14 protein-coding genes and 1 pseudogene are annotated in these 15,706 nt (G+C 68.6%); 4 read left to right on the forward strand and 11 right to left on the reverse strand.

Annotated features, from left to right (window positions below; genetic code table 11):
* From BN4348_RS48640 to BN4348_RS48675, 9 genes are all read right to left on the reverse strand, one after another.
* Positions 1–672 (reverse strand): PE family protein (locus BN4348_RS48640; RefSeq protein WP_235852785.1); only part of this gene is annotated, 672 nt, incomplete at its 3' end.
* A 290-nt stretch (positions 673–962) separates the two neighbouring features.
* Complete coding sequence (locus tag BN4348_RS59655; protein ID WP_142308734.1) at positions 963–1,247, reverse strand: hypothetical protein; 285 nt, start codon at positions 1,245–1,247, stop codon at positions 963–965.
* A 199-nt stretch (positions 1,248–1,446) separates the two neighbouring features.
* A complete protein-coding gene (locus BN4348_RS48645) occupies positions 1,447–2,931 on the reverse strand; it encodes an aldehyde dehydrogenase family protein (protein ID WP_066915016.1) in 1,485 nt (494 codons plus the stop codon).
* 91 nt (positions 2,932–3,022) lie between these two features.
* Positions 3,023–4,240 (reverse strand): cytochrome P450, encoded by a 1,218-nt coding sequence (locus BN4348_RS48650; protein WP_066915018.1) that lies wholly within the window; start codon positions 4,238–4,240, stop codon positions 3,023–3,025.
* 8 nt (positions 4,241–4,248) lie between these two features.
* Positions 4,249–5,229: an SDR family oxidoreductase gene (locus BN4348_RS48655; protein ID WP_066915020.1), complete on the reverse strand. Its 981-nt coding sequence runs from the start codon at positions 5,227–5,229 to the stop codon at positions 4,249–4,251.
* Positions 5,222–6,355 (reverse strand): spirocyclase AveC family protein, encoded by a 1,134-nt coding sequence (locus BN4348_RS48660; protein ID WP_066915022.1) that lies wholly within the window; start codon positions 6,353–6,355, stop codon positions 5,222–5,224. The genes BN4348_RS48655 and BN4348_RS48660 overlap by 8 nt, the downstream gene beginning before the upstream one ends.
* A gap of 3 nt (positions 6,356–6,358) precedes the next feature.
* On the reverse strand, positions 6,359–7,477 hold the full coding sequence (locus BN4348_RS48665) for an ABC transporter substrate-binding protein (RefSeq protein ID WP_066915024.1): 1,119 nt from the start codon (positions 7,475–7,477) through the stop codon (positions 6,359–6,361).
* A 64-nt stretch (positions 7,478–7,541) separates the two neighbouring features.
* Positions 7,542–8,384, reverse strand: coding sequence for a CbbQ/NirQ/NorQ/GpvN family protein (locus tag BN4348_RS48670; protein WP_066915026.1), 843 nt, complete (start codon positions 8,382–8,384; stop codon positions 7,542–7,544).
* Positions 8,385–8,433: 49 nt separating this feature from the next.
* Positions 8,434–10,152, reverse strand: coding sequence for a nitric oxide reductase activation protein NorD (locus tag BN4348_RS48675; protein ID WP_066915028.1), 1,719 nt, complete (start codon positions 10,150–10,152; stop codon positions 8,434–8,436).
* A gap of 72 nt (positions 10,153–10,224) precedes the next feature.
* On the opposite strand from BN4348_RS48675, the gene BN4348_RS48680 reads away from it, so the two are divergent.
* The 4 genes from BN4348_RS48680 to BN4348_RS48695 are packed head-to-tail and all read left to right on the forward strand — an operon-like array spanning position 10,225 to position 14,135.
* A complete protein-coding gene (locus BN4348_RS48680) occupies positions 10,225–11,199 on the forward strand; it encodes an SDR family NAD(P)-dependent oxidoreductase (RefSeq protein ID WP_066915030.1) in 975 nt (324 codons plus the stop codon).
* A 43-nt stretch (positions 11,200–11,242) separates the two neighbouring features.
* Positions 11,243–12,388, forward strand: a complete 1,146-nt coding sequence (locus BN4348_RS48685; RefSeq protein WP_066915032.1) for an acyl-CoA dehydrogenase family protein — start codon at positions 11,243–11,245, stop codon at positions 12,386–12,388.
* Entirely contained in the window at positions 12,385–13,488 is a 1,104-nt protein-coding gene (locus BN4348_RS48690; protein ID WP_066915034.1) for an acyl-CoA dehydrogenase family protein, read from the forward strand. The genes BN4348_RS48685 and BN4348_RS48690 overlap by 4 nt, the downstream gene beginning before the upstream one ends.
* A complete protein-coding gene (locus BN4348_RS48695) occupies positions 13,488–14,135 on the forward strand; it encodes a nitroreductase family protein (protein ID WP_066915036.1) in 648 nt (215 codons plus the stop codon). Before BN4348_RS48690 ends, BN4348_RS48695 begins: the two co-directional genes overlap by 1 nt.
* 45 nt (positions 14,136–14,180) lie before the next feature.
* Here BN4348_RS48695 and BN4348_RS62550 read toward each other — a convergent pair whose 3' ends face one another.
* The gene (locus tag BN4348_RS62550; RefSeq protein WP_235852917.1) at positions 14,181–15,089 is read right to left on the reverse strand and encodes a PPE family protein, SVP subgroup; all 909 of its coding nucleotides are present in this window, start codon (positions 15,087–15,089) and stop codon (positions 14,181–14,183) included.
* Positions 15,069–15,686, reverse strand: a pseudogene (locus tag BN4348_RS61730) (ATP-binding protein); the annotation flags it as partial. The pseudogene BN4348_RS61730 and the gene BN4348_RS62550, both read right to left, overlap by 21 nt.
* Positions 15,687–15,706: the final 20 nt, after the last annotated feature.

Genomic DNA, 15,706 nt, shown 5'->3' on the forward strand with positions numbered 1-15,706 from the left:
GCCCTGGGGTCCGATATCGCCATCGCCGTACGCGGCCCCACCGCCGCCGCCCACCCCGCCGTCGCCGAACACCCACCCACCGGCGCCGCCGGCGCCTCCGGACCCGCCTGCACCGGACTGGACGGGCCCGCCGGCCCCGCCGGCTCCTCCAGTGCCGATCAGCCCGGCGGCCCCGCCAGCGCCGCCGTTTTGGCCCGGCGCCCCGGAACCGCCCCCTCCGCCATTGCCGAGCAACCAGCCGCCGGGCGCGCCGTTGGCCCCGGTGCCGGGGGCGCCGTTGGCGCCGTTGCCGATCAGCGGGCGGCCTGTCAGCGTCAGGATGGGAGCGTTGATCGACGCGACCGCTTCCTGCTCCGCAATCTGCAGCGGGTTCGCCGTGAACGCGGTCGCAATGCCAGCCTCCGCGCCGGCATACGAATTCGCACCCGCGGCCAAGGCCTGCAGGAACTCGCCGTGGAATATCGATGCCCGCACGGTGGCCGCTTGATAAGCCCGACCATGCGTGGAGAACAGCGCCGCGATGGCCGCCGACACCTCGTCGGCGGCGGCAGCCGCCAGCTGCGTTGTCGGGGCCGCCGCCGCGGCGTTGGCCGCGCGGATCGCCGAGCCGATAGTGCCCAAATCCGAAGCCGCCGCTATCAGGGCCTCTGGTGCCGCGATCACAAATGACATGGCATTCATCCTGCTTTCGAAAAGAAACGGGAGGCCCGGCAGATGTTATTGGCCGGCGCAAAATGTCGGTATCCGTCGATACGACCACCAGCAATTTGTTATAGAACCGTTATCTTTTGCGATGTCGAAATTTTTGACAAATGCATCTTCCCGGCCCGAGGCGGGTTCCATGCGTACAGCATTTTGACTCGCGAAGGGTCGCGGGCAGACAGGGTTATCAACACGCAAGCGAGACAATGGGATCCCGCATGCCAAAGTTTGCTATAGGTCGGCAGCGCGTCGTCGTGAATTCATCCCCCGGTATTGCGCTTGCAGCTCATATTCATACGGATAGGTACCATTTCTGGGATCACCCAGACGTCGCGCAACGAATTCATATTAATCGGATTCGTGAGCGGCGAGCGCTCATGACGCAAAATAGTGTCTTCTCGCTTTGCCGCGGAGCCTGCGGCGACCCGCGGCAGCTTGTCGGCAACCCAGCCCGGTTCGGTGCTCGTGATCTCGTGACCGGTGTCGAGGTCCCACAGCCGGTGGTCGGCCCTCTGCCGGAGGCCATCGACATCACGCCAGCGCATGCACGGTGTGGTGCACAGGTGGGGTTACGGGATCCGGGCGAGCGCGGCTTCGTTGGCCAGCCGCAATCGCTGCTCGAACCACTTCCCCGAGTGCGGTGTCAACCCGCCCACATCTACTCGAGCCGGCCGGGGTAGCCACCATGGCCACCGCCGTGCACAAAGGCATCGGTGGCCATGTCTTGCGTCGCAACGCTTCGCGTCAGCCGGCGGGGTAGCCCACCGACTTGATCTCGGTGTACTGGTCGAAACCGGCGACGCCGTTCTGGCGGCCGACCCCGCTGTACTTGTAACCGCCGAACGGGGTGTCGGCGCCGTACGGCGCTCCGCCGTTGACGCCGATGAACCCGGCCCGGATCCGGCGGGCCACCGCCAGCGAGTGCTCCAGGGAGCCCGACATCACGTTGCCGGCCAATCCGTACTTGCTGTCGTTGGCGATCCGGATCGCGTCCTCCTCGTCGTCGAACGGGATGACGGACAGCACGGGCCCGAAGATCTCCTCCTGGGCGATCGTCATGGAGTTGTCGACGTCGGTGAAAAGCGTTGGCCGGACGAAGAATCCCTTGTCGAAGCCGGTGGGCGCGTCCGGTCCGCCGACCAGCGCGGTGGCGCCCTCCTCGACGCCCTTGCGGATGTAGCCCATCACGCGGTTGCGCTGCACCTCGGAGATCACCGGGCCGCAGAGGGTTCCGGGGTCCTGCGGGTCACCGCAGGTGACGTTCTCGTAGATGCTCTTGAGAATCTCCACCCCCTCGTCGTAGCGGGACCGCGGCAGCAGCATGCGGGTCGGGTTGGCGCAGCCCTGCCCGGCGTGCATGCAGGGGGCGATGCCGATCGCGCAGGCCATCCCGAAGTCGGCGTCCTCGAGGACGATGGTCGCCGACTTGCCACCGAGCTCCAGGAACAGCCGCTTCATGGTGGCCGCGCCCTTTTCCATGATCCGCTGGCCGACGGTGGTCGAACCCGTGAACGAGATCAGGTCCACCTTCGGCGACAGCGTCAACTCCTCGCCGACGAAGTGGTCCGACGCGGTGACGACGTTGACGACGCCCGCGGGGATGTCGGTCTTCTCGGCGATCAGCCGGCCCAGGCGGGTCGCGTTGAACGGCGTGTTGGGCGCCGGCTTGAGCACCACGGTGTTGCCGGTGCCCAGCGCCTGGCCGAGCTTGTTGATGGTGACCTCGAACGGGAAGTTCCACGGCACGATGGCGCCGACGACGCCCACCGGATCCCGCCAGACCTTGACGGAGGTGTTCGTGCCGGTGAGGCTGATCACCCGGTCGCCGAGGTCGGTTTCCCAGGCGTACTCGTCGATCAGCCTGGCCGGGTATTTCAGCCCGTCCTGCAGCGGCGCGTCCAGCTGCGGGCCGAACGTGATCGCCCGGGGGGAGCCGACCTCGAGGATGAGTTCCTCGCGCAGCTCCTCTTTCTCGGATTCGATGGCCTCGTGCAGCTGCAACAGGCAGCGCTTGCGCAACTCCTTGTTGGTCGACCAGTCGGACTCGTCGAAGGCGCGCCGGGCGGCGTCGATGGCCCGGTGCATGTCCTCCTTCGACGCGTCCGCAATCTCGCCGAGCGGCTCCTCGGTCGCGGGGTTGATGTTGGTGAAGGTGCCGGCCTGACCCTCGACGAGCTTGCCGTCGATCATCATCTTGGGCTCGAAGCGGACCTTTACAGCCTCGGTCATGTTTGTCACTCTCTTCTGAGTCGTTGAGGGGGCTACAGAGAGCCTTACCGCAACCTAGCCGATTGGCAAGGTACAAACGCTGCGGGGCTGGTTACTGGGGGTCGAACAGCACCGGCACCGAGGTCGGCGACCGGAAAACCTGCCCGCGGATGTGCGGGTCGTCGCCGTCGGGGTCGAGCCGCAGGTTCGGCAGCCGGTCGAGCAGCAGGTTGACCGCAGTCCGCATCTCCAGCCGCGCCAGGTGCATGCCGAGGCAGACGTGCACCCCGTGCCCCCAGCCCAGGTGGGCCCTGGCTTGCCGGAAGATGTCGAAGGTGTCCGGGTCGGGGTAGCGGTCCTCCTGCCGGTTGGCGGATCCCAGCATCGGCATCACCGTCGCCCCGGCCGGGATCGCCACGCCGCCGAGCTCGGTGTCGCGGGTCGCGACCCGGGTGATGGTCAGCAGCGGTGGTTCCCACCGCACACCCTCCTCGATGGCCTGCGGCAGCAGGGACCGGTCCGCGCGGATCGCGTCCAACTGCGCGGGATCCGACAACAACGCCAAGAGCAGGCTGCCCAGCGATCGGTAGGTCGTCTCGACGCCGGCGGGCAACAGCAGCCGAAGGAAGGAGAAGATCTCCTCGTCCGCGAGCTTTTGCCCGTCGATCTCGGCGGCACCGAGCGCGCTGATCAGGTCGTCCTTCGGCTCGGCCCGGCGGGCCTCGAGTATCGGGGCGAAGTAGTCGCACAGGGCGGCCGAGGCCGCCAGCCCCCGCTCCGGGTTCATCAACCAACTCAGCAGCGAAATCGACCACCGCTGGAACTGGGGGTAGTCCTTCTCCGGCAGGCCCAACAGTCCCGCGATGATCTGGCTCGGATAGTCGAAGGTGAACTCCTTCACCAGATCCGCCTTGCCGTTGGGTGCGAAGTTGTCGATCAGGCCATTCGCCACTCGGCCGACCAGCTCGTCCTGCCAGCGCGCCAATGACTTCTGCGAGAACGCCTTTGACACCAACGAGCGCAGCCGCCCGTGCACCGGTTCGTCCATGCCGAGCATCACACCTTCGCCCAGCACGGGGCCGAACGCCGCGATGACGGCCGCCGAGGAAAACGTCTCGTTGTCTCGCAACATCTGCTGGACGTCCTCGTGGCGATACGCGATGAACATCGGCAGCGATTCCTCGTGCGGCAGCGCTCCCGACGTCTCGAGTCGCTGCACCGGTTCCTCACGTCGCAGCCGCGCCAACTCGGTGTACGGGTCGCGCACGTCACCGGATATCGCGTCATCGAAGGCGCCGAAATCCTCCAGGTCGTCGAAAAGCTGTTCCATCGATACTCCTAATTTCCTTGTCGCCGTGCGGCCAAGCGCTGCAATAGCGGCTGCGGAAGAACCCGCGCGACAAGCACCATCGCTCTTTGGGCCGTCGTCAACGGCCACGCCCCGCCCCGCATCGAGCCCCGCCGCGGAATGCCGAGCACGATCCGCGACACGTGGTGCATACCCGACGCCGGGAGAATCCTGTTGGCGGCCAACAACATCGAGGCGTCCGGGCCAACGCCACGGCGACGGAACGCCCGCCGGTCGTCCAGCGCCTTCAGCAGGCCGTCGGTGAATCGCTCGGGCGGCCGGGCCAGCCTCATCGCGAAGCGCCCGCGGGTGTTCATGGTGGTGTGGATCCGGGCGTAGGGGCCGGCGAAATCGCGATTGTCGGTGGTGCCCGCGTCGGTGATGATCTCGGTGTCGTACATGCCGGCCACCAGGACGGTGACACCGAGCCCGAAGGGCGCGATCTCGCACGCCATGGATTCGCCCCACCGCTCCAGCGCTCCCTTGGCCGCCGAGTACGGCGCGGTGGCCGGCTGCCCGCGCACGCCGGCCGCGCTGGAAACCAACACGATTCGGCCCCCGCCCGCCGCCCGCATCGCGGGCAGCAAGGCCTGGGTGAGCGCGACGGGGCCCAGGACGCTGGTGGCGAACATCCGCTGCCACAGCGCCATGTCGGTCTCCTCCACCACGCCGGCGGCGGAGATGCCCGCGTTGTGCACGAGCGCGTAGGGCGCGCCCACGGCCTCCTCGATCGCCTTGGCCGCCGCGGCGATCGACGCGGCGTCCGTCAGGTCGAGCTGCACCCCGATCAGCCGGTCGTCCTCCGCACCGGCTCCCTCTGATCGGATGGCCTGGCGCAGCAGCGCCATTCCCGGGTCGGGCGTGCGCATCGCCGCGACGACCCGCCACCCTTCGCGGTAGAGACGCACGGCCGACGCGAACCCCAGTCCGCGCGACGCACCGGTGACGACGACCGTGCGCGGCTCAGCCATGCGCGCTCGGGGTGGCGCACGCGCCTTCGCCTGGCGGCGGCTTCTTCGCCTGGGGTCGGCCGTGGGGCTCCCCGCTCGCCCAGGTCGACCAGATGCCGACCGAGTAAGGGCCCTGCGCGCCGGCCTTCTCGTAATAACCTTGCGGGTCGTACACTTTCGCCTCTGGATAGGGCCACGGGCACGCGACAGACGTCGCCGCGTGGCTGGCCTTGATCGCCCAGAACCACGCCCCGTAGGCGAAGTAGGACACGTTGATGATGGCGAACATCACCAGGAACGTGCCGAGCACCGGGCGGCTCGGGAAAACCTTGGCTTTGGCGGCGAGCTTCTCCGCCACCGACTTTCCGGTGTCGTCGCGGTAACACAGGATCGCGGCCGGCACCATCACGAACGTCACCGAGAACGACTCCCAGATCAGCGGGAACTGGAAGGTGGTGCCGGTGAACACCGAACCCCACGGAATCACCTGAGAGTAGATGTACATGCCCATGTGGACCAGCTGGATCTCCAGCCACGCATCGAAGACGAAGCCGATGGCACAGGTCAGCACGCCCAGGCAGACCAACGGGTGCCGCGACACGAAAGCCTCGGGCCCCCGGCGCGCCTGCAGTTTGCGCAGGATCCAGATCGCCGGGAAGTACGGGCCGAAATAGAAAGTGACGTAACCGAACACGACGAACGGTTCGACCGTCGGCGACAGCGACACCAGCGGCCACGACTCCGGCCAGTGGATCAGGTCGGGGTTGTAGACGGCGAACGGCGACCAGTTCATGATCGGGTCCTGCCACACGATCAGCGTGGTGCACAGGAACATCAGCATCACCGGGCTGCCCGGATTGCGCCGCCAGCCCCTGATGAAAACCGCCAGCAGCACCAGCAACATGATCACGGTCGAGATCTGCAGGAACGCGATGTAGTCCAGCCCGAAGATGAACCTCACCGGCCGCGGCCGGCCGTGCACGTTCGGGTTTGCGACGCGCGGGTCCAGCGCAACGCGGCAGTTCGCGATGAACAAGAGCGCGAACGCGGCCAGGGCGGCGCCGGCGACCCAGCCGCCCCTGCCGCGCTTCTGCGGGGGCGCCGCCTTCTCGGCTACGACGGGCGGGGTGGACTGTTCGGTTGACACGATTCAGCCTTCCTCACCGAAGCGATCGACCAGGTGCGAGTTGACGCCGTCGGCATCGAGACTCCGGGCCACCAGGTAGCCGGCGCCCATCCAGGCCCGGCGCGTCCACTTGCCGAAGGACACCCGGGTGCCGGGGGCGCCCGAGGCGGCGGGCATCATCTTCACCCGCTCCAGCGCCTCCTTGACGCCGCGCGGGCTGAGCGGGTGCGCGTCGGCGAATGCGCGCGCGAGCGTGGCGGCGACGTCACGGTTGACCACCGGCACGCAGTATTCGGGACGGCTGCCGTCATACTTCGCGGCATAGCGGTCGAGGAAGTCCTGGCCGAGCCGGTTCGCCTCGTCGTACTGGTCGACCCCGACCCAGCCCAGGAAGGCGTCCCACATGATCGGGTTCACCCAGGCGTTCTGGAAGGCCGTGGTGGTGAACCGTGGCGGGTCCCAATCGACGGCCTGCAGCGCCGGGTTGATGAACACGATCCCGAAGCCGAAGCCCAGGTGCACGATCGCCTCGGCCTTCGCGTCGTGCAGGGTGCGCACGGCCTCGTTGATGTCCTGCGCGGTCTGCGCGATCGCCGCCTCCGCAACGATGCGAATCCCGTTGCGCCGGCACGCGCTTCGCAGGTTCTTCAGGTAGCTCTCGCCGATCAGGTTCTGCTCGACCAGCACCCCGATCTCGGTGAGCCCGCGTTTGGCGACCAGGTCGGCGATGAAGATCGGCTCGTCGGTCATGGATCCCTGCGGGAAGGCGAAGGTCCATTCGCCCAACCAGTCGTCGGTGCCGGTGACGCTGATCGCCGGGACCTTGAACCGCTCCTCGATCGCCTCGCGGGTGGGCACGCAGTTGTCGGTGATGTGCGGGCCGAACACCACCAGGCAGCCCTCGTCGACGAGTTCGCCGAAGGCATCGATCACCGCTTTGACCGATCCCTTGGGCAACCCCTCCACCTCGCGGTAGATCATGTGCACCGGGCGATCGATCAGACCCTGTTCGCGGGCTTCTTCGAAGATGAGGTCGAAGCACCGCGTGAAACTCGCCATCAATTCCTCGGGGAATCCCGGCGGCAGCGCGAAGTCCATCAGGTAGCCGACCTTGATCGGTTCCGCGCTGCTTTCGTAGGACATTCCGGCCTCCGGACGTAAACCTAATATTTGTTCAGACCCTAGCCGCGACGGTATACAGCGTCAATCATTCGGCCGCCGCGCCCAGGTAGATCTCGATCATCTCGGCCAGCGCTTTGCCGACCGCCGCGTCGTCGGTGAGCGGTCCCGCGACCGCGGCCCGGGCCGCCTCCCGCAGGGTCAGGCCCTCCGCGACCAACCTGCCGGCCGCGATCAGCACCCGGGTCGACGCGACCTCACGCAGCCCGCCGGTTTCCAGGCGGCGGATGGCCGCTCCGAGACGCACCAGCTCGGCCGCGGTGGGCGCGTCCACGCCCGCCTCGTGCGCAACGATGCCCTCTTCGACATCGGCTGGGGGGAAACCGAATTCGACGGCGACCATCCGCTGGCGCGTCGAATCCTTGAGATCCTTGAGCACGCTTTGGTAACCGGGGTTGTAGGACACCACCAGGCCGAACCCGGGCGCGGCGCCCAGCGTGATGCCGAGACGCTCGATGGGCAGCTGGCGCCGGTGGTCCGCGAGCGGGTGCAGCACCACGGTGGTGTCCTGCCGGGCTTCCACCACTTCGTCCAGGTAGCAGATAGCGCCCTCGCGCACGGCCCGGGTCAGCGGGCCGTCCACCCACACCGTCTCGTCGCCCCGCAGCAGATACCGGCCGACGAGGTCGGCGGTGGTGAGGTCGTCGTGGCACGCGACGGTGATGAGCGGGCGGCCCAGGTCGTAGGCCATCGCCTCGACGAAGCGGGTCTTGCCGCACCCCGTCGGCCCCTTCAAGACGAGTGACAGGCCCTGGCGGTAGGCGGCCTTGAAAATGGCTTCCTCGTTGCCGATCGCCTTGTAGTAGGGCCGCACGCTGTCCGCCTCGGGGGTCACGCCGTTCCGGTGAGCAACCCCAGGCTCGTTGGCCATGGCTTCCCTTTCGATGTTGATTGGAGCCTATCCGGAACAGATGTTTGTTTCAACGACCGCCGGCGGGCGCGGGGGTACGCGGCCGGCGGCGCACCTCCGCCGAGCGCAGCGCGGACCGGAACAACGGGCCGATGACGCCGGCGAGTTGATCCGGGCGCGCGATCGTGGCGTGCGCGGCGCTGCCGAAGACTCTGCGCAGCGACCGCACGTCGGTGCCCGCACCGATCGTCAGGCATACACAGCCGGTCCCCCGGCGGCGGGCCTCGGTCAGGGCGCGGCGCGCGTCGGCGGCGCCGTAGGCCCGTTCGTATCCGTGGTCATAGGCGAGCCCGTCGGACAGCACGACCAGCAGTCGCCGCGCCGTTCCCCCGCGCGCCTCCAAGACCGCCGAGCCGTGGCGGATGGCCGCACCGAGGCGGGAGTATGCGCCGGGTTCCAGGCTGTTCAGCCGCCTCATGACGCGGGAGTCGAGGTGGTCGTCGAACCGTTTCACCGGAATCATGCTGACCGCCTGCCGGCCCTGCGAGTAGTAGGCGTACAGCGCCACGCGGTCGCCCAGGTCATGCAGTGCGACGGCGAGATTGGCGACCGCCGCGCGCTGCTGCTGGTGCACCGTGCGGCCCACCGTTGCGGCCTCGGCCGCTGAGCCCGACACGTCGAGCAGCAGCAGCACCGACAGGTCCCGGCGGCGGCGCAGGCTGTCCAGGTAGACGGCCTCGTCGGGGACCGACCCGGCCCGCACCTCGACGCGGGCCTCCACCGCGGCGTCGATGTCGATGTCATCGCCCTGCGACTGACGATGGCGGCGGTGCAGCCCCATTCCCAGCCGCGAGAGCGGCCGCCGCACCCCGATGGCGGCGTCGATCTCCTGGGTCGCCTGCGCTTTGATCGTCGGCTCGACCTCGCGCACGGTGCACCACGCGGGCCGGTAGCCCTGGCGCCCGGCGTCCCACTCCGGATACCTCACGCCGTCCGCGGCCGCTGCGGCGCCCTCGTCGTTGATGTCCTGGGTCGAGGGCGACGCGAGCGACGACACGGCGTGCAGGCCGCGGATTCCCGAGTTCGTGCGATGCGTCGGGGTGTCCGCCCCCGGCGGTCCGCCGCCGCTGCCGGTCTTGCGCGCCGACGACAACATCTTCTTCAACCACTTGCCGATGAAGCCGCCCCCGCCCACCGGGCTGGTGAACAGGTCCGGATCGTCGGAATCGTCGGTCTCACCGTCATCGAGCTCCGCCAGTTCCCTCGCGCCCCGGCTGCGCGGCACGTGCCCGGGACTCGCCTGGTCCTGTTGTTCGGCCACGCGGCGCGCGGCCAGCACCTTCGCCGCACGGATCACGCCGAATCCAGCCGGCGGGTCGTCGATCCTCGCGCGCGCCTTGGCGATTCGCAGCGACGCCGCGGGTGAGTCGCTGCGGCTCGCCATCTCGCTGTCGGGCAACGACGCCAGCATGCCGGGGAGCAGGTCGCCGGCGGCGACCAGCGCGCGGTGCCCCTCGACCGCCAGGTAGCGCCGGGCCAACCGCGGATGACGGACGAGCGGACGCACGACGCCCGGGGCCAGGCTGCCCGCCGCGATCATCGATGCCTGTACGGCAACCGCTTCGAGTTGCGCGCGGCCTTCGGCGGCGGCATCGACGTAAATGGTCTGGCCGTCCGTCCAGGGGGGTTCGCCCGGTCGCAGCCCGGCGACCGCCGTGGCGCGGCCCGCCAGCGCGGACGCGAACATGCCCAGGGCCTGCAGCCGCTCGGCACGAGCGTCGTCCCCCACGCTCAACCTCCCTTTGACCAAATATCTGTTCCACCGTAGAGTCCGGCAAAATTGCAGTCAATCGGGAGACGCATGATCGACTTCACCGGCCAGGCGGCCGTGGTCACCGGGGCCGGTCGGGGGCTCGGCCGCCTTTACGCACTGGATTTGGCCCGCCGGGGCGCCGCGGTGGTGGTCAACGACCTCGGCGGTTCGATGCGTGGCGAGGGCGCCGACTCCGGCGTCGCCGACGAGGTGGTCGCCGAGATCACGACGGCGGGCGGCACGGCCGTCGCCTCGTATGACTCGGTCGACAGTCCCGCGGGTGGCCAGGCGATCGTCGATGCGGCGGTGGGCGCGTTCGGCCGCCTCGACGCGGTGGTCAGCAACGCGGGAATCTTCGGCAGCACGCCGTTCGAAGACCTCTCGGCCGACGAGTGGACGCGAATGCTGCGCGTGCATCTGGACGGCGGCTTTCATCTGGCTCAGCCCGCGTATCGCGTCATGAAGAAGAACGGCGGCGGCAGGTTCGTGTTCATCTCGTCCTCCGCCGGAATCTTCGGTCAGCCGATGGAGGCCCACTACGCCGCGGCCAAGGCCGGCCTGGTCGGGTTGACCAACGTGATCGCGATCGAGGGCGAGCCTCACGGAGTCCTCGCCAATTCCGTTATGCCCACCGGCTTCTCGCGCATGGTCACCGAGACCGTCGGCGACGAGAAGTTTCTCGCCGAATCCGGCTTCATGCAGGCCATCCGGCCCGACCTGGTCGTGCCGCTGGTGACCTTCCTCGCCAGCACCGCCTGCACGTTCACCCACCGGAACTATTCGGCCGCCGCCGGGCGCTACGCGCGGGTGTTCGTCGGGCTCAGCGAAGGCTGGCTGGCCGACCCCGAGAGCCGGCCGACGGCCGAAGACATCCAGGCGCACCTCGAGGAGATCTCGTCCACGGCGAAGTTCATCGTGCCCGCATCCATCGTCGACGAGGTACTGGAAGTGTGTGCGCGGCGCGGCATCAGCGCGATGCCGGGCAACGCGGACGTCGCTTTTCCGGAACCCCGTGGCGACTGACCGTTGTTGACCCGCTATCTGCTCAACCGTAAAGTCCGGAAAAATGGATTTCTCCTACCCCTCGGAAGTGGAACAGTTCCGCGCCGAGCTGCGCGACTGGCTGTCGGCGAACCTGACCGACGAGCTGGTGGCCGCGCGCAGGCCGGCCGGCCGCGACGACGCGGCAATCGAGCTGCTGCGGGCCTGGAGCCGGACGATGGCCGACGCGGGGTGGGCCGCGGTCTCCTGGCCGCGGGAGTACGGCGGCCGCGGAGCGACCGTTCTCGAACAGCTGATCTACACCGAGGAGACCACCCGCGCGCGGGCGCCGATGCCGCTCAACGTCATTGGGATGAACAACATCGCCCCCGCCATCATGCAGTACGGCACTGAAGACCAGAGGACAGCGCTGCTCCCCCGCATGATGCGTGCCGACGACATCTGGTGCCAGGGAATGTCGGAGCCCGAAGCTGGCTCCGATCTCGCCGCCTTGCGCACCCGCGCGGCGCGGGACGGTGACGACTTCGTCGTCAACGGCCAGAAGATCTGGACCTCGCTGGGGCATCGGGCGCACTGGTGTCAGCTGTACGTGCGCACCGACCCCGAAGCCCCGAAGCACAAGGGGATCTCCTGCCTCATCGTGGACATGGCGCTGCCCGGCATTGAGGTCCGGCCGCTCGTCACGCTCAACGGCGACACTGATTTCGCCGAGGTGTTTTTTCATGATGTGCGGGTGCCGGCCGACGCATTGCTGGGTCCGCTCAATGCGGGCTGGCAGGTCGCGACCACCACGCTCAGCCACGAGCGCGCGGGGGCGGCGCGGCTGTACGCGGAGATGCAGGTGAGGCTGGAAGAACTGGTGGACGACATCGCCACGCAAAGCGGTGCACTCGACGACCCCGTGATACTGCGGCGCCTCGGCGAAATCGCCGTCCGCATCAAGTATCTCGAGGTGCTCTGCCAGCGGTCGATCTCCGCGACCCTGCATGGCGGCGATCCGTTCGCGTCGGCCAGCCTCGCCAAGACCGTGTGGGGTGAGATTGGACAGGACATGGCCGTCCTGGCTTTCGACGTGCTCGGCACCGGAGGCGCCAACGCTGCGTGGGCCAACTACCGGCTCAGCTCCCGTTCGCTCACCATCGCGGGCGGAACGACCCAGATCAACAAGAACATCACCGCGCAGCGAGTGCTCGGGCTGCCGCGAAAATGAACCTCGAACTCACCGACGAGCAGGCCGCGCTGCGCGACACGACGCGGCGCTTTCTTGCTGAGAAGGCCCCGATTTCGGGACATGTGCGCGAGCTGCTCGACGACCAGACCGGCGTCGACGAAGCCGTCTGGCGCGGACTGGCCGATCTCGGGGTAACCGGGCTGCTGGTGCCGGAGGAACACGGCGGCGCCGGGATGACGATGGTCGAGGCCGGCGTGGTCGCAGAGGAGCTCGGCGCCGCACTGCACCCCGGCCCGTGGTTGTCGACCGCGGTCGCCGCGGCACGGACACTGACGCGGCTCCGCGGCGACGCCAGTGCCGCAACGATTCTGGCCGGGATCGCCGACGGGACCAGCATCGCCACGGTGGGCTTTCTCGATGAGGGCGCCGCCCGCGTCGAGGTGGCCGGGCAAGGACGCGACACCGTCCTGCGGGGCGAGATCGCCGGCGTGCCCGATGCAGCGGCGGCCGACACCTTGCTGGTGCTCGCCGGGGACCAGGCAAGCACCGGGCTTTTCGCATTAAGGACCGGCTCCGCCGGGATTTCGGTGACGCCGGAGCCCGGAATCGACCAGACCCGCAAGCGGTTCCGGGTCGATCTCGACGGCGCGTCCGCGCACCGGCTGGCCACGGCGCCGCCGGACGCCGTGGCGGCCATCGTCGACGACGTGCTCGTCGCGACGGCCGCCGACGCGCTCGGCGCGGCGCGCGCAGTTATGCACCTTGCCATCGAATACGCAAAAGTCAGAAAGCAATTCGGTCAGGTCATCGGTTCCTTCCAAGCGGTCCAACACCTCTGCGTCGACATGTATGAGACCGTCGAGCTCGCCCGCAGCGGCGTCATCCACGCGATCTGGGCGGCCGACAACGCCGGCGCCGAGGAGCGCCACCTATCCGCGTTGCGGGCCAAGGCCTTCGCGGGGCGGCTGGCCACCGTCGGCGACACCGCCATCCAGGTGTTCGGCGGCATCGGCTACACCTGGGAACACGATGCTCACCTCTATCTCAAGCGCCTGCTGAGCTGGAGCGGACTTCTTTCAGGGCCCGACCGCTACCTCACGGAACTTGGTGCGCGCCTTGCGAAGAGAGGCCGGCACTGATGGACATCGAGTACCTGCTCACCGCTACCCCGTCGGCGCGCAAGTCGCTCGACCTGAAGGCCACCGTCGACCTCGGGGACATCCGGGATTGCCTGCGCATCGGTTTGCAGGCGGCCAACGGCTCCAACCAACAGTCCTGGCGGTGGCTGGTGATCGCCGACCCCTCGTTGCGGGCCCGGATCGCCGCGCTGTACCGCGAGGCCTACCTGCTGAGGGTGGGCGGGCAGCTGCTCGCCGACCTGCTGCCGGCCGGCACGCCGGAAGGCCGCATCATGTCGTCGACGGAGTGGTTGGTCGAGAACATGGCGGACGTGCCGCTGCTGGTAATCCCTTGCTACCAGCCCTACCTCCCGCGCGTCGACGGCGACGAGTCGTTCCATCAGGCCACGCTCTACGGCTCGATCTTCCCGGCCGTGTGGAACTTCCAGCTCGCCCTGCACACCCGCGGCTACGGGACCTGCATCACCACTCTGCACCTGCACCGCGAAGCCGAGGTCCGCCGGCTGCTCGGCATACCGGAGAGCTACACACAGGGCTGCCTGCTGCCGGTGGCGCGCCTCCGCGCCGGGCGGACCTTTTCCCCTGCCCCCCGGCGACCCGTCGAAGAGGTGGTCGTGCGCGACCGCTGGGACGGCCCGGCGCTCTAGAACCGATCATCACGCCGCCCCGTGCGGTCAGTTCGGCGACGCCCCTCAGACTCCGGTCCGCGGGATCACGGTGGGCCGCTGCTGCGGCATTTGCGGACTCGCGCCACCGCGGCCCATCATCCCCCCGGGCATGGCGCCCGCGCCCATGCCACCCATGGGCATCGGCATCGGCATCATGCGACCGGCAGACGCCGCATCGGCCCCCTGCATCGCCGCAGTCGCGTTCATCCCACCCAGTCCCGACATCGCCGAACTGCCCAACCGGGTCGGCATCGATCCCTGCCAGGTCGACGGCACCGACAACGCCCCCACCATGCGGGCCTTGCCCAAACCGGCCGACATCGCCGCCCCCAGCCCGCCGCCGCCCAACGGCTTCATCGCCGGCAGTGCCGCATGAGCCGCCGGCGCAACCCCGTGAGCCAACGCAGCACCCCCAGCCGGCCCGGCTGCCGCACCACCCATGCCGCCCATTCGGGCAAAGCCCATGATCATGCTCAGCGGATACATCGCCATACTCAGCGGGTACATAAACCCCGACAGGCTCTGCAGTGGTAACGACTGAACCATCGACATCAAGGCGGGGCCCTCCGCCGCTATGCCCTGCAACGGCGCGGGCAAGGCCGACGAAATCCCCAGGGCGGCCTGGGACGCCCACGCCGTCAGCCCCGACAGACTTGCCGGCGGGACACTGAACGGCGCCAACGTCGAGGCCGCCGATGTCGCCGCCGAGTGATAGCCCAGCATTGCGCCGACGTCCTGAGCCCACATCTCCATGTATTCGAACTCGGTGGCCGCGATCGTCGGGCTGTTCTGACCCAGGAAATTCGTCGCGGCCAACGACGCCAACGTCTCCCTATTCGCCGTCACCAGCGCCGGATGCACGGTCGCGGCCAACGCCGTCTCGAAGGCGGTCGCGGCCGCCCGAGCCCCGCCGGCCGTCCCCGCNGCGTCCACGCCCGCCTCGTGCGCAACGATGCCCTCTTCGACATCGGCTGGGGGGAAACCGAATTCGACGGCGACCATCCGCTGGCGCGTCGAATCCTTGAGATCCTTGAGCACGCTTTGGTAACCGGGGTTGTAGGACACCACCAGGCCGAACCCGGGCGCGGCGCCCAGCGTGATGCCGAGACGCTCGATGGGCAGCTGGCGCCGGTGGTCCGCGAGCGGGTGCAGCACCACGGTGGTGTCCTGCCGGGCTTCCACCACTTCGTCCAGGTAGCAGATAGCGCCCTCGCGCACGGCCCGGGTCAGCGGGCCGTCCACCCACACCGTCTCGTCGCCCCGCAGCAGATACCGGCCGACGAGGTCGGCGGTGGTGAGGTCGTCGTGGCACGCGACGGTGATGAGCGGGCGGCCCAGGTCGTAGGCCATCGCCTCGACGAAGCGGGTCTTGCCGCACCCCGTCGGCCCCTTCAAGACGAGTGACAGGCCCTGGCGGTAGGCGGCCTTGAAAATGGCTTCCTCGTTGCCGATCGCCTTGTAGTAGGGCCGCACGCTGTCCGCCTCGGGGGTCACGCCGTTCCGGTGAGCAACCCCAGGCTCGTTGGCCATGGCTTCCCTTTCGATGTTGA

The organism is Mycobacterium interjectum (assembly GCF_900078675.2).
GTDB lineage: Bacteria > Actinomycetota > Actinomycetes > Mycobacteriales > Mycobacteriaceae > Mycobacterium > Mycobacterium interjectum.

Bases quoted from the DNA above. Each gene is read 5' to 3' on its own strand.
- BN4348_RS59655 (WP_142308734.1), bottom strand. From the start codon at position 1,247: ATGCGCTGGCGTGATGTCGATGGCCTCCGGCAGAGGGCCGACCACCGG.
- BN4348_RS48645 (WP_066915016.1), bottom strand. From the start codon at position 2,931: ATGACCGAGGCTGTAAAGGTCCGCTTCGAGCCCAAGATGATGATCGAC.
- BN4348_RS48650 (WP_066915018.1), bottom strand. From the start codon at position 4,240: ATGGAACAGCTTTTCGACGACCTGGAGGATTTCGGCGCCTTCGATGAC.
- BN4348_RS48655 (WP_066915020.1), bottom strand. From the start codon at position 5,229: ATGGCTGAGCCGCGCACGGTCGTCGTCACCGGTGCGTCGCGCGGACTG.
- BN4348_RS48665 (WP_066915024.1), bottom strand. From the start codon at position 7,477: ATGTCCTACGAAAGCAGCGCGGAACCGATCAAGGTCGGCTACCTGATG.
- BN4348_RS48670 (WP_066915026.1), bottom strand. From the start codon at position 8,384: ATGGCCAACGAGCCTGGGGTTGCTCACCGGAACGGCGTGACCCCCGAG.
- BN4348_RS48680 (WP_066915030.1), top strand. From the start codon at position 10,225: ATGATCGACTTCACCGGCCAGGCGGCCGTGGTCACCGGGGCCGGTCGG.
- BN4348_RS48685 (WP_066915032.1), top strand. From the start codon at position 11,243: ATGGATTTCTCCTACCCCTCGGAAGTGGAACAGTTCCGCGCCGAGCTG.
- BN4348_RS48690 (WP_066915034.1), top strand. From the start codon at position 12,385: ATGAACCTCGAACTCACCGACGAGCAGGCCGCGCTGCGCGACACGACG.
- BN4348_RS48695 (WP_066915036.1), top strand. From the start codon at position 13,488: ATGGACATCGAGTACCTGCTCACCGCTACCCCGTCGGCGCGCAAGTCG.